We start from the raw sequence: 25,097 nt of genomic DNA, 5'->3' as shown, positions 1-25,097 counted from the left end.
TTTTAGCTCAATTTGTGGCAAGTTATTAGAAACTTAGCCTGATAAATTGAGCAAAAATGCAACTCACAATCCATCAAATAGACGCTTTCACTAACGAGCTGTTTAAAGGTAACTATGCCGCAGTTATTGATTTAGATAATTGGCTTGATAATGAGCTAATGCTAAAAATTGGCGCAGAAAATAACGTCTCCGAAACCGCGTTTACTTGTCGTCAAACTGACGGTAGTTTTGCTATCCGTTGGTTTTCGCCGTTGATGGAAATCGATTTTTGCGGACACGCCACGTTGGCTGCCGCTTTTGTATTGTGTGAGCAATACAACTTATCGCAAATTCGCTTTCAAGCCGATGCGGTCGGGCAGTTAATGATTAATAAAAATGATGATGGCAGCTTTGCCATGACTTTTCCAAAACAAGCTCCTTTTGTTACAACAGAAATACCCTCTGAGCTATTTGCTGGCTTGTCTATACAACCAGTTAAGGTGTTGAAAAACAAACAAGCTTACTTTGCGATTTATGAAAGTGAGCAGGATATATTAAACCTTAAAACAGATTCAAACTTGCTAAAAACACTAGCTCCACTTGATGTAGTTGCAACCGCACCAAGCGCAAAATACGACTTTATTTCACGTTATTTTTGGCCTGCTAATGGCGGTGATGAAGATTACGTTACCGGCTCAATTCATACCGGTCTTGCGCCTTATTGGGCGCAGCAATTAGTTAAAAAAACCTTAAGGGCTTATCAAGCCTCTAGTCGTGGCGGCCATATGCAATGCGAAGTCAGTGAACATAGTGTTACTCTCACAGGATACGCAGTGCGGTATATGCAAGGCACAATTTATTTGTAAGTTTTTAACAGCTATTTTGCGGTAGTTTAATGGTGATTTGCGCGCCATCTGCTGTGTTAGCTAACTGCAATTGGCCGTTGTGCTTTTGCACAATATCATTACACAAGGCAAGGCCTAAGCCGTTGCCTTGTTTTTTGGTGGTGTATAAAGGTTGCAGGGCATTATCAATATTGGCAAAACCAGGACCGTTATCAGTCAGCTGTAATATTTGCATGTCGCTTTGTGCAAAACAGCGCAATGTTATGCAAGCTTGCTCTGCGCAGGCTTCATAGCTGTTTTTAAATACATTAATTAATAATTGTTCTATCAGTAGTTTATCGGCAAAAAAGGATGGGGAACCTGCGAAGTTAAGTTGAACGCTTTGTTCTTTGGCGTTGAGTATTGCGAGCGCTTTTAAATCAAAGGTTTGCGGTTTTGCGCTCGGTAAACGACTTAACTCTGAATAGGCTTTAATAAAAAGCAGCAGTGACTCACTGCGCGATTTAATCCGTGTTAGCACTTGTCTCGTTTGTATTTCGTCTAATTCATCTGCCGCCATTAGTGTATCTGTCATTGAGGCCATGGGCGTCAGTGAGTTGTTTAATTCATGCGATAAAATACGAATTAGATCAGCTTGTGATTGGCGCTTTGCATCTTGTAACTGATGGCCTATATAGCTGGCGGTAATAAGTGTTTGTTTAGCATCGCTCAGGGCAATGCGTTGTATTTGCCAATCCTGGTTTAATTTTGCATGGCTGCATTGGTTATTATCAAGGCTAAAACCACATTCTGTAAAAGTCATTCCTCGTAGTAATGGCGTTTTCAGCTGAGCATACATTGGGTGGTTAAAAAATATCAGTTGGCTTTGCTCGTTAAATACTGCAATAGGGTGTGGCCAATGCTGAAATAACCCATCAATTAAGTGCTCAGACTGCGGTTGTTGTGTTGTAAATAATGTTTCTATTTGTGCGCCGAGTATTGCCCATGGGGAGCTTGGATCACTGTAGCCTAAGCTAAGGTTACTTTGCCCTTGCTGTTTTGCATCAATATAAGCTTGTAATTGTGCCACGGGTGAAAAATGACTATGGAATAACCGATAGGCGCAAACAATCAATGCATAACTTAAGCAAACCCCTAAAGTGACGGTGAGTAGAGTGTCTTGGCTTAGTTGGTACACTAAAGCAGCAGTAGGAATAAGAATTGCGGCAAATATGGCGCTTAAAATGGCAATCATCTTGGCTTTATGGCTCATTTTAAAATGATTCATCCAAACCCTCTAATTGATATTTTTCCATACGCCGATAAAGCGCATTGCGAGAAATACCTAAGCTTTTAGCTGCCGCTGTGATCTGCTGATTATGTTGTTGTAGTACTTCGACTATGCGTTGTTTTTCTAGCTCCTCTAAAGTCAGCGCAGGGATAGATTGACTTTGTGTTGTTTGATAGTCGAGCATGATATGACTTATTTCAATTGCTTCACCGTTACAGATCAGCACAGCACGTTCGATTACATGACTTAATTCTCGAATATTGCCAGGCCAAGGGTGGTTTTTTAGCAACTCGCGAGCACTGGCGGATAATGGCAATATGGGCTTGTTGTACTTAGCCGCAAACTGATTGATAAAATGTTCGCACAGCGCAGAGATATCGTCTTTACGTTCGCGTAGCGCAGGCAGACGAATGACAAAGGTATTTAAGCGATAATATAAATCTTGGCGAAATTGGCCGTTTGTAATTGCGCTGGCTAAGTCTTGATTGGTAGCTGCGATTAGTCGCACGTTTATATTTTCGCTGGCGTTTGCGCCAAGCGGAGTGAACTCACCAGTTTCTAACACCTGTAATAATTTAGGCTGTAAATGAAACGGTAAAGTGCCGATTTCATCCATAAACAACGTGCCATTTTTAGCACGGCTAAATGCGCCTAAGCGGTCTTGCTTGGCATCGGTAAAAGCCCCTTTATGATGACCGAATAGTTCACTTTCAAATAACGACTCTGCTAATGCCCCCATATTGAGACTTATCAGCGGCGCTTCGCAGCGGCCACTGAGCAGATGAATTCGCTTTGCTAATTGCGATTTCCCGGTACCGTTTTCACCTAAAATTAATAAATTCGCATCGGTCGGCGCCAGTTGCTTGATGAGTGTCTCGAGAGACTGCATCGCGCTGGATTGAGCAATCCAACTAGTGTCTACAGGCTTTGCCGTTACGGACTTAATATGATTAGCAATTTGGCTTAGCAATTTTTCTTTACGCCATGGTTTTTCAATAAAATCTTTTGCGCCATTTTGTAAACCAGTGACTGCCAGCTCAATGTTAGCCCAAGCGGTCATTAAAATGACGGGAATATTTAATGGGTTAATTTGTGCAAGTAACGCGAGCCCTTCTTTTCCTGAGGTGGTATCACGAGTAAAGTTCATATCCAATAACACCAGTGCAGGCGTTAATCGGCTAAGCAATTGCATGCATTGCACCGGTCCATCAGCTTCAACCACGCGATAACCGGCTTGCTCTAACAGTAATGTGAGTGCAAAGCGGATATCGTCATCGTCATCCACAACCAAAATAGTGGGTTGGTTCATAATGGTCGTATTGGCAGCGTCTGCTGCCAACTCCTTAAATTTATTGCTCTCTAAGCGCACGCATAGGATCAGCATTTATAATACGCCATACTACCAAAACAATGGCAATAAAGACGATAGCAATCAATAAACTAGTAAATATTGTAAGTGCCTGCCAGGAAAATGCCGGCAACAAAGGTATTTGCAATTGCAATAGTAAGTAAATACCACATGCAAGTGTAATCGCAATGACAAGTGCGCTCAGCAGTAAACCATTAAAGCTTTTAATGGTGCGTTTCATCAGATTACTACGACTTGCTCCTGTTGCCATACGGATGGCAAGCTCAAAGCGTTTTAGTTCTGTAAAGCTGATTGCCATACCATTACTGCCCACCGCGGCTAACAATAGCGTTAATACCGATAATGCACTGATAAAGTAAAACTGTACGCGAGCTGGCATTGTTTGCTCATCCCAACGTTCAGTCAGTGTACGAGCTTTAACTTCGTTGACTTGTGGATGAGCACTTTTAATTGCTTGAATAATGGCGTTCTTATCAAACTCTTGCCCTTCTGGCAGTTGCATCACCAAGTTTATTGTTGAGGTGTTGCTCTTGTCAGTATAAAGCATAGCTGGGTAGCCTTGGTTTTTAGCCATGATAGTATAGGTATCGGCAACCACTCCAATGATACGTCGGCTAGCAATATTTTTTCCTACCACAGATTCAAGCGTACCGTCAGTCGAGATTTGTTTGGCAAAGGTCTCGTTAATAAGTGCTACATCATCTAAATCTTGGTATTGTGCTTGGCTAATATTTTGCCCAGCTAGTAATGTTAAACCAAAGCTATCCACATAATCAGCCGCTATGTTTATATTCATAAAGGTGAACCTTTTTTGGGTTTCATCATCCTGATTCATGCTAATTGTGGTATTAAAATTAAACGGTTCACCTTGGCTTTGTAATATGGTTATATTTGGTTGAATCTTTTGAACAGTCTGACTTAATTGGCGCTTTATATCGAGGGTGCCCAAAAAGCGTTGCTTCGCTTTTTGCTCGCTATCTTGGTCATTATCTAGCGCTACTTTTTGTGCTTCCAACTCGGCATTCGTTAAAAGAGCTTTTTCGTTATTGTGTAGGTTTACCTGAGCAACAAGTGTATTACCAGGGGTGAAACCTAAATCGACATTTAAGCTGTTATAAGCCGCATTTGCTAGCATCGCGGTACCTGTTAATATCACGGCGGCAGAGCTTAATTGTGCAATAAACAGTATGCGACTAAGCATGGTTATTTTCCCTGCATTAATGCCTTTATTGCCGTTATTTAAATTGCTAATCAGCTGCGTTTGATCAAATTGCTGGGTTGATAGAAACGCAAAAAACAAGTTGATAGTTAAAACGGCCACTAGTGCAACCAATATAGTTACGGCGTCAATTTTTACCAGTTCGAGCATCTCTATATTACCGCCACTGATTATGGGTAATATGCGGATCAACCACGCAGCACCTAATAAACCTAACACTGCGGCAAGTAAAAAGGTGCTGAGATTTTCTAAGAAACTCATCACCAGTAGCTTGTTGCGGGTGGCACCCATGCATAGGTGAGTTGCAAATTCTTGTTCACGCTGCTGATAGTGAGCAATAAATAAATTGAGTAGGTTTAGGCTTGCCATTATGAGTAGAATGGTGACAGCGGCGAGTAAAAACCAGATCATAGTTTGTTGCTCAGCCATTAAACTATCTCGATAGAGAACCGCAGTACTTTCTGGATTCATGCTTTCAAACATTTGCTTCATCGGGCCAAGTTGTTCACTTTCTTGTTGGTAATATTGCAGCCAGAAATCTTCGATGTCGCTTGTTGTAATTGCTTGCTGAGTTTTTCTAAACAGAGGTTGCAGGCTGCCATCAATCGTCATTTGTGTTGGCTTTGAAACTTGCTCTGCTAAATTGTAGTAAAGCCATATTTGCTGGGCGTACCTTTCGTCAGTTTCCGATAAAAAAGATGAAAAATCAGTAACAACGCCACGAACTTGCAGTGATTGGCCTTCAAGTTGTAAGGTTTGACCGATTACATTAGCATTATTTTGAAATGCACTGCGCCATAAACTTTGAGAAATCCACACTGCATTTTGGCTATTTTCTTGACTTGGTCGTTCGCCAACTAATAACTCGCCGCCGACTACCGTCATAAAGTTATCACTGGCATCAAAGCGCGATACAGGATAAGCAACCTCATCCACTTTTATAGCACTTTCATCTGCTTGAAAGCCTGCAAATTTGCCATACTGTTTATATTGTTCAGCTAACAGTGCAAGGCGTTTAGTGGTAAATATTGATACTCGCATATCGTCTGAGACAGCCATCGTCCGGTTAATTGTATAGAGACTTTGTTCGTCTTTAATATCGGGTAGCGGTTTAAAAATTAGGTTGCTACTCATTGCGACCACAACCAACACGGCTGCCAGCGTAAAGCTGAGTGTAATTAAAATGGGCAAAGATAGGCGCGGCAAAGTAAATAGCCTCAAAACGCCATGGCGCAGAGCGCGAAGGTAAAAACTCATGCTACCGCTTCCTTATGTTCAACAAGTACTTTGCCGTCAAATAAGCGAATTTGACGCTGTGCCATTTGGCTATACCGTTCGTCATGGGTCACCATGACGACAGTGGCACCTTGTTTGTTTAGCTCTAGCAAGAGTCGCATTACAGCATCGCCATTTTGGCTATCTAGATTACCAGTTGGTTCATCCACAAGTAGTAAGTCGGGGTTGCCAACTAGCGCGCGAGCAATCGCAACGCGCTGTTGCTGTCCGCCAGAGAGTTGGCTTGGTTTATGATGTAAACGGGCGCTCATGTTAACTGCCGCTAGTTGTTGCTCTACGGCGGCCTTAATATCTTTACTTGGCGTACCTCGGTGCTCCAGCGGCAAAGCCACGTTTTCAAATACGGTTAGGCTATCAATCAAGTTAAATGACTGAAATACATAGCCAATATGCTTATTCCTAACACTTGAGCGTTGATCAACATTGAGGCTGTGAGTGTCAATATTCGCCAGTTGATAGTCGCCATCGGTTGGCGTATCCAGCAATCCTAAAATACTCAGTAAGGTTGATTTTCCGCAGCCAGATGAGCCAGATATAGCGATAAACTCGCCTTTGTTTATTGTTAAAGAAACATCCTGTAGCGCATGAGTTTTAACTTGGCCTTTGCTATACACTTTATTGATGTTGTTAATGGTAACGAGTGCTGTCATGGTGTTTTTCCTTAAAGTTTTGCAGTATCTAGCGCCAAGTGGCTGTAAGTATGCCATTGGCTTAAATCATTTGTGATAATTTTTTCACCAGCGTTTGCACCTGCGGTGATGAGTAAATCTTTGCCCGTTAGCTCGCCAAAGGTGATCTCTTGTTGCTGTAATTGCGCTTGATTCGCTGAGTGTTTATAGAGCAGTTGCGCACCGAGAGGTTTTAATCCTGGTTGCTGGCTCACATAGAGGGCATTTTCTTTACGCTCAACAAATACTAAAGCATTGACAGGCTGCGCAGGACGCAGATTGGTCGGTAATGGTTCACTCAGGTGTACTTCGGCAATAATAAAGCCGTTTTCGACTACGGATGTTAGTTGCTTAACTGTGCCTTTTAACATGCCTGATGGATGTTTTAGTTCGACTCGAGCACCAAGTGTTATGCGCTCAGCAATGCGTTGCGGAATATTTAATTTAGCCATTAGTTGGCTTTTTGAGCCCACTCGCGCCATAGCTTGTCCTTGGCTTACTCGCTGACCAAGTTCAATATCTAAGCGCTGTAATGTACCTGCAATCCCTGCGATGATTGTTAATGCCGTCACTTTATTACTGACTAAATCTACTTGTTTTTGTTGCTGTGTTAATAAAATTTGTTGCTGCTGCAGTTCTAACTTGTGCATTTCTTTTTGTTTTTCAAAACGGTAGATTGCAAACTCAAGACGCTTTTTAAGTTGTTGGTATTTCAACGTAGCTCGTTCTAAATCAATTTTGGCGGCGATACCTTGCTCTGATAAGCGCTGATTGACATCAACATCTAATTTAGCGCTTTGTATTTGGCTATCAATATCAGCAAGCTCAGCTTGAAAGGTCAGCTGCTCATTTTGTTTTTGAAATTTAAATGCAGCAAATTCAGAGTGCATACGTTCTAGCTTGGCTTGAGCTTCAAAAAATTGCTGTTCTAGATCTGGGTTGGTGAGTTTGGCAATCACAGTGTCAGCTTCAACATCTGCGCCAGCACGTAGATAAATTTCACTAACTTGACCAACTGCAGGGGCACTAATTAGGCGCTCATAGCGTGATGCATATTGACCATACACCGGCGTCATAATATCAATATCACCTTGTTGGACGGTCACCACATTGAGCGTACTCGCATTTAGCTGCGGCACAGCAGGTTGCACAGCAAAATAGCTGATGCTTGCAAGCAGTATGAGTGCGGCAACAATGAGGGCTATTTTAACTTTGTTTAGTTTTGTGGTTTTCTCAATATTAATATTCATAATCTACAAATCTACGTGGTTGATAGTGTAGTTAATGAAAGTTTGATGCCAGAAATAAATACTGTTTATTTTCAGTTGGTTAAGTTTTTATATGGTGATTATAAAGTGATAGCTGTTCGATATCGAACACGCAGGTGTTCGGTTTTAAAAATAAAAAAGGCCACACTTGAAGGTGCGGCCTTATTATTGCGTGGTTAGTTATGCTTCGAGCGCTTTATTGATTAGGCGATCGATATACTTTTTATGTGCTTTTGTCGCTGTATCTGCACCCCATGGCGTGCTGCTGTCTGCAATTTGAGTTAATTGATAAAGCGCTGCAGTTTTTGCTAAGTTATCGTGCTTGCTTGGTTTACCTAGTCCCGCGATAGCAATTAGCTGATTGACATATTCAATTTGCAAGTTATGACTGATTGAATTAGCTGCTTTACTGTCAATAAAAATACTCGCCGTTAAATCGTTCATAAACTGACTTAAGCTATATTCATTACCGTATAGTGCCGTGTCTGAGATGCGTTGCATAACAGCGGGGTGGAGTAATTGGGCTAATACTGATTTTTGCATCCCCAAAATCATTTTATGTGGTTTTGGATCTTCATTTTTGCCGTAATGATTAAAGCCGCGACGTTGTTGTTGCATGTAGTTATATAGAGGCTGCATGCTGGTAAGTACATCTGGGGCAAATACATTTTTCGCTAAAATTTGCATGGCTTGTTGTTGGCGCTCTAGTGGCACAGGGGTAAATGGTGCAACAGCATCATTACCACCCACAACAGCGCGCTCTACGTAGACTCCGCCAATTTGGCGAGAAATTATATTCGCTTGGGTGCGATATTGACCAAATAAGCTGTTTGCTGAGATCAGTAATTGTTGGTGTGACTCACCAGCAACACGCGCTTTATCTTTGAGCTCAGTAAACAGTTTGTTGATTAGCGCCATGCGATCAGCACCATACGCTGCTGGGTTTGATGACATATCGCCAATCATCACGCGAGGATCAATATGCCTACCGGGTGCGCGCATATCATCGGCATCGTTACCAAACGCAAGTTTGTGTTCGATTGAACGGGCTAAAATCTTTTCAAGGCGTTGCTGTTCAGCTGCTTCATCCGCTAATGCTTGGCTGTAACCAAACTCAATTGCCCAATCATCATAAGGACCAGGCTTGGTTTGGAAAATATCACCCTGAGCCATACCAATAGGAGCAATATTAGCAGGGGCATAATCCATCACTGAACCTGTTACGATCCCTTGTGTTTTATTTTTGTCGTGAACGTCTTTTTCATTCCACAAAATGGATGATTTCATATTGTGGTTTAAACCTAGTGTGTGGCCAACTTCATGTAGCACTAGTTGGGTTAAACCTTGACGTAAAATTTCTTTGTCTTCAATGCTTGCACCGGTTGAAAGGCTGTTTGCTAGCATCATATTTTGTTGTATTTCATGTCCTAGCGAGCAGTTTAGTTCACCGGTATTAGCAGCACCATTGCTGTGGCTCATAGTGCCTTGTGTAAATAGCGTATCGTAAATCCAGCGATTTTTCATAAATACAAACTCAAGCATGATGTCTGAGCCTAAAATTTCACCGGTTAATGGGTTTGCTAGGGCTGGACCGTAGCCGCCAAATGGTGGCTTTGGTGATGAAGTCCAACGTAGCACGTTGTAGTTGATGTCGCCTGCGTCCCACTTTGCATCATCCGGCTGGATTTTTACTTCTATAGCATTTTTAAAACCAGCCTTTTCAAATGAGCTATTCCATGCCAGGGTTGCTTTTGCAATGGTGTCGCGCCACTCAATTGGGGTGGTGTTTTCAATCCACCAAGTAATTGGTTTTACAGGTTCGGATAACGCAGCGCTTGGATCTTTCTTTTGTAAGTCCCAACGCTTGATCACATCATTATATGGTGCCCAGTCTGGGGAGGTCATTTGATCAAACTGATTTGTGAAATAACCAATGCGAGCATCGTCAATACGAGATTGGTAATCATTCTTTGGCAGTGCTACGAATGAATGCTGTACCTTTAAGGATACGTTGCGAGGATCACTTACTGCACTTGAGCCGCGCACGCTTGGGTTAGCATTTTCAAATACGTAGTCAACAACAATATCGAGGTTATTAGGGTAAGGGCGCTGTTTGATAATACGTGACTTTTTGTCGCTCAATTTACCAAGATTAAAGCGTTTTTTGGCATTTTTATCATCTGGGTTTGGCCAAGGAGAAACTTTATGTAGTGCTTCACTTAAAAATAGTTTGTTTACATTAAAAGCAATTTTGCCTTGCTCTTGTTTTTCAATCTTAATACTAGCTAGTACCGCTTCACTGATGTTTGCATTAGCAGCTTTTGCAATAGCACTACTTTCATCAAACTGGTAACGAGGTGTTTTACTGATAATATCTATGCGATCAAAATACTTTCTAAATTCAATAAGCTTTGTTTCACGATAAGCCCCACGGAAGTGACCAGCATCAGTAACGCCATCGACAGTATGGGCAAAGTACACAAATGGGGTATCAAGCTGTGATTCATCAATTACCATTAAGTGATCACCGGTTTTTTCATCTTGATAGAGGCTAAATATCCCCGCAAACTCGGTTTTATCTTTGATCAGCTCGGCAATGGTTTTGTCTTTTTTTTCGTCTTTTTTATCTGCGGCCAAAGCGTGGCCGTTGGTCGCTAAAGCTAAACTTAATGCTAGCGTAATGGTTGTTAACTTCATTTTATACTCTTTATTTTACTTGTTAAAATCTTATTCAGTGTACCCAAACTGACTCGGGAAGAAACAAATCTAGGATGAAATTCCTAAGCTTGTTTTTATCATTTTGATTTATATGGTTTATTTTTTATATCAAAATATAACAAAAAATATTAAATAATAGATTAACAATGGTTTTTTAAAGCTTTTTAAAGATATCAATTTTTTTGTAACAGTTGCTTACAAATGTCACGTTAATGTTTCATTCAGCTCTGTTATTATGGCTTTAGTAAAATATTAAGGGGACTGATTATGCGAACAACGATATTAAAATGGGGACTTCCTTTTGTCGCGCTTGGCATAGGGATTGTTGGCTTTGTGGGAATTAATGCGATTGCCCAAGAACCAGAAAAAAAAGAAATAGTCGACACTCGGCCGGTTGTAAAAGTTGAGGCTGTGGCTGCCAACGATCACCAAGTAATGATTAACAGTTATGGTGAAGTAAAACCGTTGGAAAACACACAGCTTTCAGCACAAGTGTCAGGTGAAGTTGTTAGTTGGCATCCTAATTTTGTCGCCGGTGGTATTGTTGGACGTGGAGAAGTTCTATTTACTATTGAAAAAGATAATTACGAAGCGGCTGTACTGCAAGCTGAAGCTGAACTAGCTCGCGCGCAGGCGATGTTAATTGAAGAGCAAGCGCAAGCCAAAGTAGCAGAAGACGAAGCTAAGCGATTCCCTAGCAAAGCACGCACCGATTTATTTTTACGTAAGCCACAAGTGCTAAGTGCACAAGCGTCAGTTAAGTCAGCGCAAGCAGGATTAAAACGTGCACAGCGTGATTTAGACAACTGTGAAGTAACCGCTCCATACGATGCATTAGTTATTAATCGTAATGTTGGTGTGGGTCAATTTGTTTCTATGGGCGCACAAGTTGCTGAATTAAATAATATTGAAACCGCTGAAGTCATCATACCTATAGCTGGGTTTGATAGTGTTTTTTTACCTGAGCGCGTCAAAGGCGTCACTGCAACAGTGATTAAAACGGGCTTAAATGGTTTTACTCGCCAAGCGGTAATAGATCGTGATTTAGGTATTGTTGATAATGCTACGCGTATGAGTAGTTTGGTTGTTCGAATTGACGATCCGTATGGTTTAGTGAATAAACAACCAGCGATTAAGTTTGGCACTTATGTACAAGTTAATTTTGCCGGCACCATGCTTAATAATATCTATCGTTTACCGCAAGAACTGGTGAATAACCAAATGGTATGGATAGTTAATGATGAACAGCAACTTGAACCACGTAAAGTGAAAGTGATCCGCGAAGAAGGAGAGTTCTTTTATATTAGTGATGGTTTAGAGGCTGATGATCAATTAGTTGTTACCTTACCGGAGTATCCACAAAAAGGCATGGCAGTAAAAATTGCAGGCCTTCAAGATGCTAAAGAAATAGAGGCACCGAAAAGTGCATCTACTGAACAACTATAAAAGGTAGATTGAGTTATGAATAACACCGAACTACCCAACAAGGCTAAACAAACAGGGGTAATTGCTTACTTTGCTAATAACTCTGTTGCTGCTAATTTAATGATGTTTTTTATCATTGTAATGGGATTGATAAGTTACTTTACGATTCAGCGACAAATGTTCCCTAATATAGAAATTAACTATATTAATGTGTCGGCGAACTATCCTGGAGCCTCGCCACAAGAAATTGAAGAAAGTATTCTAATAAAAATTGAAGAATCATTAAAAGATATAACAGAGATAAAAAAAGGGGTGTATCGCGCATTTCGAAATGGCGGCACGGCCAGCCTTGAAATAAACACTGATGCCGAACTTACCGACGTGCTTGATAAGGTAAAACTACGCGTTGATGGTATTGCCACTTTCCCTGCTGGAATGGAACCGGTCACCATAAGTCAAGTGGAGTTTCGCCAAGACGTAATAGGTATGACGCTGGTGGCCGACTTACCCTTAATTGAATTAAAACCTATAGCCAATCAAATTGAGAATGAGCTGTTACAGCTATCTAATGTGTCATTGGTGGTTAATGACGTTCCTCTGGATGAGATCGCAATAGAAATTGAACCAGATACATTACGCCAATATAATTTAACTTTGTCGGACGTGGTAAATGCTGTACGTCGTTATTCGGCTAACTTTTCAGCTGGGCAATTAAAAACAGATGCAGGAGTTATTTCGGTTCGTGTAGAGAATCAGTTTTACTCGGGTGAAGAGTTTAGACAAATTCCGGTTAAAATTGGCGCTAATGGCGCAAAAGTATTACTACAAGATATTGCTGTTATTAAAGACCAGTTCACTGAAGGGGAGCGTTACTTTAAGTTTAACGGTGAAAATGCGGTTTACTTATCGGTAAAAGCAACCGAAGATCAAAATATTATTCCGGTGGCTGACTCGGTAAAAGCGTATATTGATCAAAAAAATAAAGAGTTACCGCTCGGTGTGCGTTTAGAGCCATTAATGGACTTTACCTACTACCTAAATGCGCGCTTAGATATGATGAAAGCTAACTTATTTCAAGGCGCTATTTTGGTAGCAATCATGCTTTCGTTATTTTTACGCTTTAAATTAGCGCTATGGGTAATGATTGGCTTACCTGTGTGTTTTTTAGGGGCGATGATGTTGATGCCGCTGTTTGGTGTCACTATTAATATTGTGTCCCTGTTTGCCTTTATTATGGTGCTGGGGATTGTGGTGGATGACGCCATAGTCATAGGCGAAAGTGCCTACACCGAAATAGAGAAAAAAGGCGGTGGTGTTGTTAATGTGGTCAATGGCGCTAAGCGAGTGGCAACCCCTGCAACCTTTGGTGTACTAACAACTATTGCCGTGTTTGCTCCGTTTACGCTTTCGAGTGGTCCTGAAAGTGCCTTCTTTTATGGTATTTCAGTGGTGGTTATTTTATGTTTAGTTTTCAGCCTCATTGAATCTAAATTAATTTTACCAGCACATATTGCGCATACGCATTTCTCACCTATTAATCCTGATGGTTGGCGAGCACGTTTTAATAACCGTTTTTTTGGCTTTGTTAATGGCCCTTATAAACAATTTATAGTGAACTGCATAAAATGGCGCTGGACGGTGATGTTTGGTTTTATTGCGCTGTTAATTTTAACCTTTGGTTTAATTTCATCTAATCAAGTGCGTATGATCCCTTCACCTAAGGTACCTCATGACTTCCCGCAAATTAATGTAGAAATGAACGACAATGTATCCGACATTCAAACCATTAATGCGATACGTGAAATTGAAGCTATGGTGCTAGAGGTTGATAGACAAACAGAGCGTGAAGAAGGCCAGAAGATGGTGCGTGATGTGCTAGTGTTCAATCAAGGTCGCACTGAAGCGCAATTACTCGCACCATTAGTTGACGAAGAACTGCGTCCATATAATGCATTTGAGCTATCTCGACGTTGGCGTGAAGCGATGCCGGTTATCGCTGGTGTCAAATCATTAACTATTCAAGATGATGTTGGCGGCGGAGGCGGCGGTAGTGGTGGCGAGTTTGGCTATTTACTATATGGCTCTGATATCGATACGCTTAATGATGCGGGTCGTCGTTTTATACAGCTATTACAACAGCAAGAAGGTTTGTTTGATATTAGCTCAACTATCGATCCTGCCAGTAAAGAAGTGCAAATGAGCTTAAAACCAGTTGCCTATGACTTAGGCTTAGATCTGGCGGCAATTGCGAACCAAGTAGGTGCAAGCTTTTATGGTGGTGAAGCGCAGCGCGTTATTCGCCGTGGTGAAGAGGTTCGGGTGATGGTGCGTTATCCTAAGCTCACTCGTGAGGCATTTTCATCACTTAAGCATGCGGTTGTTACAACGCCACAAGGCCGAGAAGTTTTATTAGGTGATGTGGTTGAGCTAACAGAAACACCGGGCATTAGTTATATTCGCCGTGAAGGTGGTTATCGTACTGTTTACGTTTATGGCAACATTGACGAGGAAGCAATTGAACCGAGTGAGGTAGTCAAACAAGTTAAAGAAAACTTACTACCACAGCTTCAAGAAGAATACCCAAGTGTTAAGTCTGAATTAGGCGGTGCAATAGAAGAGCAGCAAGCGCAAGCAAATGAGCAGCAACTGTTTTTTGCAGGCGGGATGATTTTAGTTTACATATTATTGGCCGTACCGCTTAAAAGTTATTCACAACCTTTAATTGTAATGTCGGTTATTCCATTTAGTCTGACAGGAGCAATTTGGGGTCACTTTTGGTTTGGCTTAGACATTAGTCTAATGTCGGGTTTTGGATTAATTGCCGCAGCAGGGGTGGTTATTAATGACTCCTTGGTAATGACTGATTTTATTAATCAAGCACGCCGTGCAGGAATAGATATTAAAGATGCGGTTATAGAGGCCGGTTGTGCTCGTTTTAGACCTATATTGCTGACATCTATTACTACATTTGCAGGCGTATTGCCGATTATGTTTGAAACCAGCTTACAGGCTAAATTTGTAATACCTATGGCAGTTGCACTTGGTTTTGCTGTGATGTTTGCAACCTTAATTACACTTATTTTAGTGCCATGTCTGTATATTATTTTAACGGATATTGGGGGGTTGTTTAAACGTCCATTTACTAGCCAAAAGGTTAAAGTAAGCTAACTTTGAGTGTTAAGGTTTTGCTTACACCATAATAAAAAGCCAACCAGCTTAAGGTTGGCTTTTTTATTTTATGTCGACACAACTAAGTGTAAGTTTCTGAATTGTATGTAATAAATCATGTTTGAGCAGCTGTTTATAATACTGGTAGCTTTGAGTTTAATTACAAGAGGCCAGCTATTGAGACGTAAATTAACCTTGTTTTTACAGAAAATCTCTTAACCAGAGTGCAGGTTAATTAAACTTAAGTGTCAGCTTTAACTTTTGATTACATTCTTTAGTTTGATCTTCGAGCTATGTCACACTATACTCACGCTGTTTTGGCAAACTAACCGAAAGGTTAGGACGCAAAGTTTCCGGTCTAAGGTTTTAGCATTAAAACTAAGATAGCGGGGCCGTCGCACAGGGTAATACCAACCTCACTGTGTGTCATCAGCCCTACAATGTAGTTAAAAGTATTTCTTTTATCCAATAAATGCTGGATAGTACCTATTAGATATTCTTAAGGTGTTGCTTTGTTTATGCATACGTCATTGGCCTGTGGAAATTGGATGCCAATAGGTTGTCTAAATCATCATACCCAATTGTTTGTAGGTGATATGGTGACGGTGACTTTTTATGACACGCAAGGAGAGCTAGTCGATTTATCATTTCAATATGAAATTATCACGGAAGAACAAGGTGAGCCACATAATTGGCCACGCTTTGTCGCGGAATATATTAATACTCATATACCCTTAGTCGAAGCAGGAAGAATGACTGAGCAAGGTTTAGTGGTAGCTTATCGTTCAAACCAGATTTATGCACTCGAAGGTTGCGGGATTACTCGTGCGGAATTAACTTTTCAATGTATTGCTAAATGTGATGATTACCAGGTTGTTAAGCCCGCATATGATTATATCTATCCTGAAAAGTGTGGTGTATATAATGCGGGTGTAAAAGTATTACAGCCAAAAACAGGCTTAATTTATAAATGTAAACCTTGGCCTTTCAGCCAGTTTTGCAATGTGAAAGAAGAAAATAATCCACTTTACGAGCCCGGTGTTGGACAAAGTTGGCACCTTGCTTGGCAGCAAGTTTCCCCTTAATGCTATTTAGCATTTTTCGGCCCACTCATTGAGTGGGCTTTTTTATGCACTTTTGAAAATTATGTTAAACTCCAGCCATCGAAATTTTTTATTGGTTTTTCTGTGGCTCTATCAAACTTATCGTTGTCTTCACTTCCTAATGCTCCTGTTGCGCGTAAACAGCCGCACACGTTAACAACACACAAAAAAATACGCATTGATGATTATTATTGGATGCGTGATGACGAACGTACAGATCCAGCGATGCTGGCACATTTAGCTGCTGAAAATGACTATTGTGAACAGCAACTAGCGCCTATTCAGTCTTTTCAGAAGCAACTGTTCGAAGAACTAAAAGGGCGGATTGTTAAAGACGATAATACTTTTCCCGTTAAAGATGGCCAGTATTGGTATCACTCTGAAGTACGTGGCGATGATGAATATTCTCGCCATTACCGTAGTCGTCAGATGGATGCCGCAGATAAGCAGCTACTGTTAGATGTAAATATACTTGCAGAAGGTTTTGAATTTTATGAATTAGGCGAGGTGGCAATTAGTCCTAATGAACAATTGTTGGCTTACTCTGAAGATACCGATGGCCGTCGTATCTATACCGTAAAGTTTAAAGTTATTGATAACGATGATTTACTTGAAGATGTATTAGAAAACACCGAAGGGCAAATCGTTTGGGCAAACGACAATAAAACGGTTTTTTACGTAAAGAAAGACCTTAAAACGTTATTAGGTTATCAAGTTTATCGCCATGTATTAGGTACTAAGCAAGCGCACGATGTATTGGTATATGAAGAGCAAGATCGAAGCTTTTTTATGGGGCTTGGTAAAAGCCGTGATGAGGGGCTGATCATTATTGATTTAGCCACTACAGAAACGAACGATACTTGGGTGCTAGATGCTGATCAGCCGCAAGGAGTGTTTACTCAGTTACTGCCACGCGAAGAAGGGCATGAGTTTGATGTTGATAAACTCGGCGATACGTTTTATATCGTGACTAATTGGCAAGCTAAAAACTTTCGTTTAATGACGGCTAATACAAGTACCATTGCAGATAAAACACAGTGGCTTGAGCATACTCCTCATCGTGATAGCGTTTTATTAGAAGGCGTAGAGCTGTTTGACGATTTCTTGGTGCTTACTGAGCGCGAGCAAGGACAAACACGCTTTGTGGTCATTAATAAGCAACAGCAGCGTATGACCTTAGAATTTGATGATCCTTGTTATTATGCTGCCATTGCAATGAATCCTGAGCATGATACGCACGTAGCTCGTATTTATTACTCAAGCCTCACCACGCCAGGTTCATTATTTGAAGTAGACTTAAATAATGGTGATAAAACTTTATTAAAACAACAGCAAGTATTAGGCAGTTTTGATCCGCAAAACTATGCCTCTGAAAGATTAATGGTAACAGCGCGTGATGGTATTAAAGTGCCCGTGTCGCTGGTTTATCGTAAAGATAGTTTTGCTAAAAATGGCACTAATCCACTGTTTCAATATGGTTATGGGGCGTATGGCATAACCATCGATCCGAGTTTTTCGAGTACCTCATTAAGCTTACTCGATCGTGGTTTTGTGTATGCCATAGCACATGTTCGTGGTAGTGAGATGTTGGGCCGTGATTGGTACGAGCAAGGCAAAAAACAACATAAGCAAAATAGCTTTAACGACTTTATTGATGTAACCAAAGCATTGGTTGAGCAAGGTTATGGTGCGCAAGATAAAGTGTTTGCTTCAGGCGGTAGTGCCGGTGGCTTACTAATGGGAGCGGTTGTTAACCAAGCGCCAGCGCTTTATTTAGGAATTGGCTGCCATGTGCCATTTTTAGATGTGCTAACCACCATGCTGGATGAGTCAATACCTCTAACTACCAATGAATACGATGAATGGGGTAATCCAAATGACCCTGCCTATTATGATGTGATTGCTCAGTATTCACCGTATGACAATATTACCGCACAGGCATACCCACATATTTTAGTGACTACCGGTTTGCATGATTCACAAGTGCAATATTGGGAGCCGATGAAGTGGGTGGCTAGAATGCGTGAATATAAAACTGACGATAATATTTTGGTGTTTAAAACCGATATGGATGCCGGTCACGGCGGCGCATCAGGGCGTTTTAAAAGCTTGGAAGAAAAAGCCCTTGAGATGGCATTTTTTATTAGCCTAATAGACTTTTAATCCCGCAGGGTTTACTTTTATAGTGCGCTGTGTGAAGTATAGGACCTGTTTATCTTTCGAGGTTACTTTTGCCGCAGTATGTTTGGTTTTTAGGCAAGGCAGAGCCTATGTAGTGTGGTTATTCCCCATAAATAGGCGATAACGTAGCATAAATGCCAAACATGCGCTGCCCGAAGGGTTCTGCCTAGGGGCGATTAACTCTTTGTTATTACATGGATGTAAGTAAGGGGCGATAGCAGGACGCGGTAGCTTTGCTCGATTTTTACTTAGCCTACTAGGTTACAAATCTCGCGCCGCGATTAAATCGCCCCTAGATTGAACAAATTTTAATCCTGAAAGGTCAACAGGCCCTAAATAACAAAGGAACCGTGTTATGTGTTTAGCTGATGAAATAAAACGAAGGAATAACGTAAAAATAATTGGGAAAGGGCAGAAAACGCTGCTTTTGGCTCATGGTTTTGGTTGTGACCAAAACATGTGGCGCTTTTTAATTGCGTCATTAGCCGATAACTTTAGCATTGTTTTATTTGATTACGTTGGCTCGGGCGCGTCCGACATTTCACAATACAGCAAACAACGTTACAGTAATTTAGACGGGTATGCGCAAGATGTTATAGATATATGTGACGCCTTACAGCTATCAAAGGTGGTATTTGTTGGCCACTCGGTTAGTAGCATGATTGGTGCTATAGCTGCTAATAAAAAGCCTGAATATTTTTCAAACTTGGTTATGATATGCCCGTCGCCATGCTTTTTAAATGATCCACCAGATTATGCAGGGGGATTCGAAACACAAGATCTACTCGAACTCCTTAGTATTATGGATAAAAATTATATTGGCTGGGCTAATTACCTTGCACCATTAGTGCTTGGAGATAGCAACACCCATGAATTTATGCGGGAGTTGTCAGGCAGTTTTTGTTCAACGGATCCTGTGATTGCCAAAACATTTGCAGAAGCAACGTTTTTATCTGATCACCGACACTTATTAACAGATATTAATCAGCCGACATTAATTTTTCAAAGTCAAAATGATGCATTAGCCGCCGTGACTGTGGGTGAATATATGCATGAGCGAATACCACACAGCAAGCTTAGTGTAATTGCAGCTGATGGACATTGTTTGCACATGACACACCCGAATGAAATTGCGCAAATAATGATTGAATATTTGCAGTAACCTCAGTGAACAATACAATTACGCAATACAAAATTAATTACACTCCAGATGACTTTGCCTGTGGTGCCTGTGTGACTGACGCTAACAGAATCATTATTTACGTTAATAGTTACTTTACCAACGAACTCCAATGGCAGCCAGAGGTGTTGCTGGGGAAAAATGTAGATACGGTGTTTACTAAGTCATCAAAAATATTTTTTCAAAGTTATTTAATTCCCACCCTATTACATGAAAAAAAATGTGAAGAAATGCAACTTCTTATAATGAACGGCAAAGGCGAGCGTTTACCTGTTACAGTGAATGCGCATATTGGGTCTGATCATTGTATTTATTGGAGTTTTTTTAATGCCTCGAAGAGAGATTTACTTTATGAGGAGTTACTAAAAACACGTTCAGTATTGGAAGCACAAGCCGAACAGTTAAAGCAGCTGGCTGCTACTGATGAGTTAACGCAATTACTCAACCGAAGAGAAATGAAAGTCAGAAGCACGCTAATGCTTGAGCAAGCTGCAAGATCGCATCAGATTGTGAGCTTGTTAATGCTCGATATAGACTTTTTTAAAATCATAAATGATACCTATGGCCATATGAAAGGTGATGACATACTAAAAGAATTGGGTGCTAAGCTTAACAGCGAGTGCAGAAAAACAGATCTTGTTGCGCGTATTGGTGGTGAGGAATTTTTAATTATGTTACCAGATACAAATCAAGAGAATACGTTACTATTTTGCCAAAAGCTGCATGCGTTAGTTGCAACAATTAAAGTTGAAAATACGCCAATAACAATAAGTATTGGTGTGAGTATTGCTGATGAAAAAATGTCTTTTTCCGCGCTTTACGCCCAAGCAGATAAGGCGGTATATCAAGCAAAAGAGCAAGGCCGAAATAGAACTGAATTTTTTCAAGCGGTAAAGTAACTTAAAACATCACAGAGTATGTTTATTAAGTAGGCCAGCTCTTTAAAAGCTGGCCTACTTGTGGTTATCTAAAAATTAATTTAAATAGGCTTTAAGCATCCACACTAGCTTCTCTTGCTCAGTAATATAATCACTCATCAATGAAGCCGTACCTTCATCTTGTGCATCACTTGCTTGCTCTAAAATATCGCGCTGCATTTTAATTAAGATGCTGTAACCAGCGAGTAAGTTTTCGACTGCTGCGACACCATCGCTGATATTTTTTGCTTCTTTAATTTTGCTGATCTCTAAGTAATCAGAAAATGCATGCAGTGGTGAGCCATCAAGCGTTAAAATACGCTCAGCGACTTCATCTACTTTTAAAAGTAATAGGTTATAAATTTCTTCAAACTTGATGTGTAGTTCAAAAAAGTTGCGACCTTTAATATTCCAATGAAAACCGCGGGCATTCATATATTGAATTTGATAACTACTTAGCAGGGTATTGAGTGACTTGACGATATCTTCACTTTTCGCGCTGTTAAGACCAATTGCGTTTACCTGTGACATAACTTCTCCTTAATAAACTGATAAGATGTTTTCTAAACACTGAAGCAAGTATCAGCCATTTTTAGTAATCTGTAAAATGGTTAAAATCGATAACCTCAATAGATTTTACCTATTAGCCAACCTGCTGTAGTAATTAACTTGTTCGTACAATAGAGATGGGCTCCAATCTTAAAAAAACCACCCCAAAAATCAAAATAACCGCAAATAGCTTAATAAAAGCACAATAAGATGATCTAAAACAAGCTTTTATAGCAAGCTATTACATGGCGAGTGGTTATTTGATTTAGGTCAAAATTAACGTTTCTAGTCGGCGCATAATCAACACAGATAAATTTGATGGAGAGATAACATGCAGGCTAAAACACAAAAAGAAAGTAAAATGGAATTAGTTGTTATTGGTATAGCGTTGTTGGCATTTGTAGTTGGCTTAGTCGGCCATTTAGCAGGAGCAAGTTTTGCTAACTTTGATACCTTTGGCTATATCGCAGCGCCAACACCACTGATCTTAGCAATCATCGCATTTGTTGCCTATAAAGTGGCTGCTAGTGCAGAAGATTAAACCAGCAACTCAACAATATAATTCATCACTTGGCGTGAGTAGATCATACTGGTGTGACTTAAATGAAACACTTTATGTTCTGCCATGCCTTTGAGTTTGGTTTCATCAATTAATACCGTGCCATCTGATTGACTACCTTTGGCAATTAGCGGCATGAGGCCGATCGGTAAATCGCCAGCAATACTATAAAGCTTGGCATTAAATGGCCAATCACCATTTTCGGTCAGTAAAAATTCCACACTGTTTTTTAAAAATATATCAAAGCCTTTTTGCTGCATTCTGCGGGCTATATGGCTGCCTTTATGCGGTGTGCCTAAAGTAATAACTTTTGTTACGTTTTGGCTTTGCTCTGAATTTGCAGCAAGGTATGCGCGCGCCACCAGTCCGCCCATTGAATGACAAACAAGGGCCGTATTTTTATCATTAATAAAATTATCAATCTGTTTAAAAATAGCGGCGCGATCGGGAGACAATGTATTGTAAGAGAGGTTGAGAATATCCAACCCAGACTTTTCGAGCTGCGAGCATAAAGGGCGCATTACAAAGCCAGACATATACAATCCGTGTAATACCACAACGCGTTTAACAGTCATACACCCTCTTAATCTATTGAACCTACAATTACATTAATTGTACTGGTTTTATTTCAATGTTAACTGAATCAGAGCTCACCCATACATCACCATCTTGAATGGTAATAGTCAGCGATATATTGCGATCAACCAGCGCTGCCAGCGCTTGAGTTGTAGCAAAATCTAAACTAAAAATACTTAAATTTTTAAACTCATACAATTTAGGTTGATGCTTTTGCCACCAAATTGCTTGGTTGTTTTCACCATAAGTGTATAGCACCACTTTTTTAGCTTTATTACAGGCTTTTTTAACACGCTTTTCATCAGGTAAACCAAGCTCAACCCACAGCTCGATCTCATCGCTATAACTTTTATGCCACAGCTCTGGTTCATCATCAGCCGATAAACCCTTAGTAAATTCTAAACCATCACAGGCATTAAGTGCATAGGCAAGCAAGCGGATCATCAAGCGTTGCTCGGTTTCTGAAGGGTGTTGTGCCAAGGTTAAATTAAAGTCTTGGTATACGTTGCGGTCCATATCGCTTAGCGATAACTGCGCTTTAATAATCGTCGATTTAAGAGCCATAACAGTTTATTTAAAAAAATTTGCGTCAGTATAGCGCAATAATACCCAAACCACCTCAAGATACAGAGCCCAGCGTTTCACAGGGGGTTAATACCAAGGCGTAACTTTGCAAAAGTGTAGTCACTGTTAAGTAGTCATAACGCAGAGATCAAGTTGCTGTGAAACGTCCTAAGGATTGGTTTAAAAGCGATTGATACTGCGTTATTGATTTTAACAATAGAACCACTATTACTTGCAATCAATGCCTTGCCTAAATCACTTTTAATTCCAACTGAAACTCAGATCTTAAGGTGGTTTGGGTATGTGACCTGAACCAGTTAAAAATTACATACTCTGTAAAGTTATATACTAATAACCAACTGAAGAAATCCATGCGTTTAATCAAATTAAAAGAAGTAATCGAAAAAACATCACTTGGCCGCTCAACAATTTATGAGTTTATGATTAAAGGTACATTTCCAAAGCAAGTTTCTCTAGGTGCAAAATCTGTAGCCTGGCTTGAGTCAGAAGTTGATGATTGGATAATGGAAAGAATTGGTGAAAGGGGATAGGCTCATGTAGTCATCTAATCTGTACTAGTGTGATTACCAAGGGATTATGTCGGTCTAATTACCGAGCGACTTTGTCGTAAATAGCATATCAGCCAGTTGCTAAACTGGCTACCTTTTATGCCGATTCAGCCAGAGCATTAGATTTTTCGACTCGCAATGCGGTGGTATTCATATTGTTTCTTAGCCACATGCTGCGCACACCGCCCGCGCTAATATCAACACCAAGGGCTTCACTGAGCTTTATCGCGACTTTCTGCTGACCAAGGTGAGGGTGTTCAATTGAGAATTGCACAACGGCGTCTTCTATCGCCTTATCCACACAGTTTTTGTGCCGTAGATTAGGTGTTTCTTGGCGTTTTAATGCTTCAGGGCCACCTCGCTTAACTAGTCTTAAGTGCCGATGAATAGTGTCTCGTGATACGCCACTTTGGCGTGATGCAGCGCTGACGCTTCCGAGTTTTTCGATTAACGCTAATACTTCAAGTTTCTTCTGTACTGCCAAGTCTTCTGATGCCAGTTTGCTTGGTTCATTAACTTCCGAGATCTTGAGTTTGCGACCAGCGAAGTGAGCGGTAAACCCTTTTTTACTCGTGTTCCTTATCTCGATTTTCTGATTGGCAATGGAGTGCTTGAGCGGTGAATCTATTAGGTAGAACTTATTGCCATAACTGAAGGTATGGTCGTTACGTATTTTACGATGGTCTTTAATGACGCAGATATCATCAAGGTTGATGTGTTTCGACAGAGGCGTAAATTCAGGTGCTTGCTGTGATTTTACTTGAACTTTCGACTGCCAGAACTGCGGAATGAAGACATGCTTAAGGTAGGCATTGGCAGCGGCAATATCGTTAATATTGTTCAACCTAAGCTCGGGAACAAGGCGGTCTTGAAAGGTATCGAATGCTCGCTCAATACGGCCTTTGCCTTGGGGTGAATTGGCAAAGATGATTTCAATGCCCAGCTCCTCACAAGCCCTCTGCATCTGTGAGAAGTTGCAGCGTTTAGGGCCGCCGAAGATACCGGCTCTGTCCACATAAAGCGTTTTAAACACACCTTTCGTTTCGATACATTCTCTCATGACTTTCAGGCATCCAACGGTGGTCTCTGACGGGAAGAACTCAGCATATACTTCACTGGTCGCATCATCAATCATGGCAATTAAACAGTGCTTTTTATCCCCAAACCAGCGATGTGGACTGCCATCCATTTGCATCATTAGACCCGGTGCTTCCATGCGCTCTCTGCGCTTTCGAACATTGCTACGTCTTCGTTTGGCTCGTTTAACGTGATGAATATCATGTGCCCAACCGCGTAGGGTTTCACGCTTAATAACAATGTTCTCATTCGTAGCTAATTGTTCAGCCAAGTGCAACAGATTCAAATCGTAATATTTTTCCTGAATCAATTTTTGAACCACTTTTTTATTGATACCGGCGTTTTGTTGGGTGGGGCTTTGCCACTGTTACCATGAACAGCGAATTGAATACCGACTTGCTGATATTGCTTTACGTAGCGTTCAATAGTGCGTCGAGACTTACTGAGTAACTTAGCAGCATTGGCAATTGTTATCCTGCCTTCAACCACTTTAGCTATGATGTCAACGGTGAGTTGAGCTTTAGAATCCATCACAATCATCCTCAACATGCCTTCTAGTATTCCAAAAACAAAACACTAACAGACACGTAAAAAAGT

18 protein-coding genes, 1 pseudogene and 1 riboswitch are annotated in these 25,097 nt (G+C 40.7%); of the genes and pseudogenes, 9 read left to right on the top strand and 10 right to left on the bottom strand.

All coding sequences use genetic code 11. From position 1 onward, the window contains the following. The first annotated feature begins 56 nt into the window (after window positions 1-56). Entirely contained in the window at window positions 57-845 is a 789-nt protein-coding gene (locus tag H5203_RS04935) for a PhzF family phenazine biosynthesis protein (protein WP_182757874.1), read from the top strand. A gap of 4 nt (window positions 846-849) precedes the next feature. Here the strand turns inward: H5203_RS04935 and H5203_RS04930 are convergent, their stop codons facing one another. From H5203_RS04930 to H5203_RS04905, 6 genes are all read right to left on the bottom strand, one after another. Further along, window positions 850-2,091: a PAS domain-containing sensor histidine kinase gene (locus H5203_RS04930; protein ID WP_182757875.1), complete on the bottom strand. Its 1,242-nt coding sequence runs from the start codon at window positions 2,089-2,091 to the stop codon at window positions 850-852. Further along, a complete protein-coding gene (locus H5203_RS04925; protein WP_259399541.1) occupies window positions 2,078-3,478 on the bottom strand; it encodes a sigma-54 dependent transcriptional regulator in 1,401 nt (466 codons plus the stop codon). Before H5203_RS04925 ends, H5203_RS04930 begins: the two co-directional genes overlap by 14 nt. Further along, the gene (locus tag H5203_RS04920; protein ID WP_182757876.1) at window positions 3,444-5,939 is read right to left on the bottom strand and encodes an ABC transporter permease; all 2,496 of its coding nucleotides are present in this window, start codon (window positions 5,937-5,939) and stop codon (window positions 3,444-3,446) included. The genes H5203_RS04925 and H5203_RS04920 overlap by 35 nt, the downstream gene beginning before the upstream one ends. Then, window positions 5,936-6,628, bottom strand: a complete 693-nt coding sequence (locus tag H5203_RS04915; RefSeq protein ID WP_145240229.1) for an ABC transporter ATP-binding protein — start codon at window positions 6,626-6,628, stop codon at window positions 5,936-5,938. The genes H5203_RS04920 and H5203_RS04915 overlap by 4 nt, the downstream gene beginning before the upstream one ends. Window positions 6,629-6,639: 11 nt before the next feature. Beyond that, on the bottom strand, window positions 6,640-7,896 hold the full coding sequence (locus tag H5203_RS04910) for an efflux RND transporter periplasmic adaptor subunit (protein ID WP_182730697.1): 1,257 nt from the start codon (window positions 7,894-7,896) through the stop codon (window positions 6,640-6,642). Between the two features lie 198 nt (window positions 7,897-8,094). Then, the gene (locus H5203_RS04905; protein WP_145240234.1) at window positions 8,095-10,611 is read right to left on the bottom strand and encodes a zinc-dependent metalloprotease; all 2,517 of its coding nucleotides are present in this window, start codon (window positions 10,609-10,611) and stop codon (window positions 8,095-8,097) included. 288 nt (window positions 10,612-10,899) lie between these two features. Between H5203_RS04905 and H5203_RS04900 the strand changes: the two genes are divergently transcribed. The 6 genes from H5203_RS04900 (at window position 10,900) to H5203_RS04875 (ending at window position 20,588) form a co-directional block, all read left to right on the top strand. Further along, window positions 10,900-12,078, top strand: a complete 1,179-nt coding sequence (locus tag H5203_RS04900; RefSeq protein ID WP_145240236.1) for an efflux RND transporter periplasmic adaptor subunit — start codon at window positions 10,900-10,902, stop codon at window positions 12,076-12,078. A gap of 15 nt (window positions 12,079-12,093) precedes the next feature. Continuing rightward, on the top strand, window positions 12,094-15,225 hold the full coding sequence (locus tag H5203_RS04895) for an efflux RND transporter permease subunit (protein WP_145240238.1): 3,132 nt from the start codon (window positions 12,094-12,096) through the stop codon (window positions 15,223-15,225). Between the two features lie 309 nt (window positions 15,226-15,534). Then, window positions 15,535-15,625, top strand: a riboswitch (cyclic di-GMP riboswitch). A gap of 118 nt (window positions 15,626-15,743) precedes the next feature. Then, the gene (locus tag H5203_RS04890; protein ID WP_145240240.1) at window positions 15,744-16,310 is read left to right on the top strand and encodes a chitin-binding protein; all 567 of its coding nucleotides are present in this window, start codon (window positions 15,744-15,746) and stop codon (window positions 16,308-16,310) included. A gap of 102 nt (window positions 16,311-16,412) precedes the next feature. Then, the gene (locus H5203_RS04885) at window positions 16,413-18,491 is read left to right on the top strand and encodes a S9 family peptidase (protein WP_182819441.1); all 2,079 of its coding nucleotides are present in this window, start codon (window positions 16,413-16,415) and stop codon (window positions 18,489-18,491) included. Between the two features lie 373 nt (window positions 18,492-18,864). After that, on the top strand, window positions 18,865-19,671 hold the full coding sequence (locus H5203_RS04880; protein WP_145240244.1) for an alpha/beta fold hydrolase: 807 nt from the start codon (window positions 18,865-18,867) through the stop codon (window positions 19,669-19,671). Between the two features lie 5 nt (window positions 19,672-19,676). After that, window positions 19,677-20,588, top strand: coding sequence for a GGDEF domain-containing protein (locus tag H5203_RS04875; RefSeq protein ID WP_182819440.1), 912 nt, complete (start codon window positions 19,677-19,679; stop codon window positions 20,586-20,588). A gap of 75 nt (window positions 20,589-20,663) precedes the next feature. Here the strand turns inward: H5203_RS04875 and H5203_RS04870 are convergent, their stop codons facing one another. Continuing rightward, window positions 20,664-21,137 (bottom strand): Dps family protein, encoded by a 474-nt coding sequence (locus tag H5203_RS04870; RefSeq protein WP_182819439.1) that lies wholly within the window; start codon window positions 21,135-21,137, stop codon window positions 20,664-20,666. A gap of 349 nt (window positions 21,138-21,486) precedes the next feature. Between H5203_RS04870 and H5203_RS04865 the strand changes: the two genes are divergently transcribed. Then, on the top strand, window positions 21,487-21,696 hold the full coding sequence (locus tag H5203_RS04865) for a hypothetical protein (RefSeq protein ID WP_182730701.1): 210 nt from the start codon (window positions 21,487-21,489) through the stop codon (window positions 21,694-21,696). On the opposite strand, the gene H5203_RS04860 is transcribed toward H5203_RS04865, so the two are convergent. Together H5203_RS04860 and H5203_RS04855 are read right to left on the bottom strand one after the other, a co-directional pair. Beyond that, on the bottom strand, window positions 21,693-22,289 hold the full coding sequence (locus H5203_RS04860) for an alpha/beta hydrolase (protein WP_182757879.1): 597 nt from the start codon (window positions 22,287-22,289) through the stop codon (window positions 21,693-21,695). The genes H5203_RS04865 and H5203_RS04860 overlap by 4 nt on opposite strands. Before the next feature lie 28 nt (window positions 22,290-22,317). Then, window positions 22,318-22,854, bottom strand: coding sequence for a YaeQ family protein (locus H5203_RS04855; RefSeq protein WP_145240254.1), 537 nt, complete (start codon window positions 22,852-22,854; stop codon window positions 22,318-22,320). Window positions 22,855-23,225: 371 nt separating this feature from the next. Between H5203_RS04855 and H5203_RS04850 the strand changes: the two genes are divergently transcribed. After that, window positions 23,226-23,405 carry an AlpA family transcriptional regulator gene (locus H5203_RS04850; RefSeq protein ID WP_145240257.1) on the top strand — a complete coding sequence of 60 codons (180 nt, stop codon included), beginning with the start codon at window positions 23,226-23,228 and terminating at the stop codon, window positions 23,403-23,405. Between the two features lie 115 nt (window positions 23,406-23,520). Here the strand turns inward: H5203_RS04850 and H5203_RS04845 are convergent. After that, window positions 23,521-25,040, bottom strand: a pseudogene (locus H5203_RS04845) (ISNCY family transposase). Window positions 25,041-25,097: the final 57 nt, after the last annotated feature.

The sequence above is a fragment of the Pseudoalteromonas sp. SG41-1 genome, assembly GCF_014164575.1.
Lineage (GTDB): Bacteria > Pseudomonadota > Gammaproteobacteria > Enterobacterales > Alteromonadaceae > Pseudoalteromonas > Pseudoalteromonas rhizosphaerae.
Note: the sequence above shows the minus strand (reverse complement) of the source record. Positions and strands in the feature narration are given on the sequence as shown.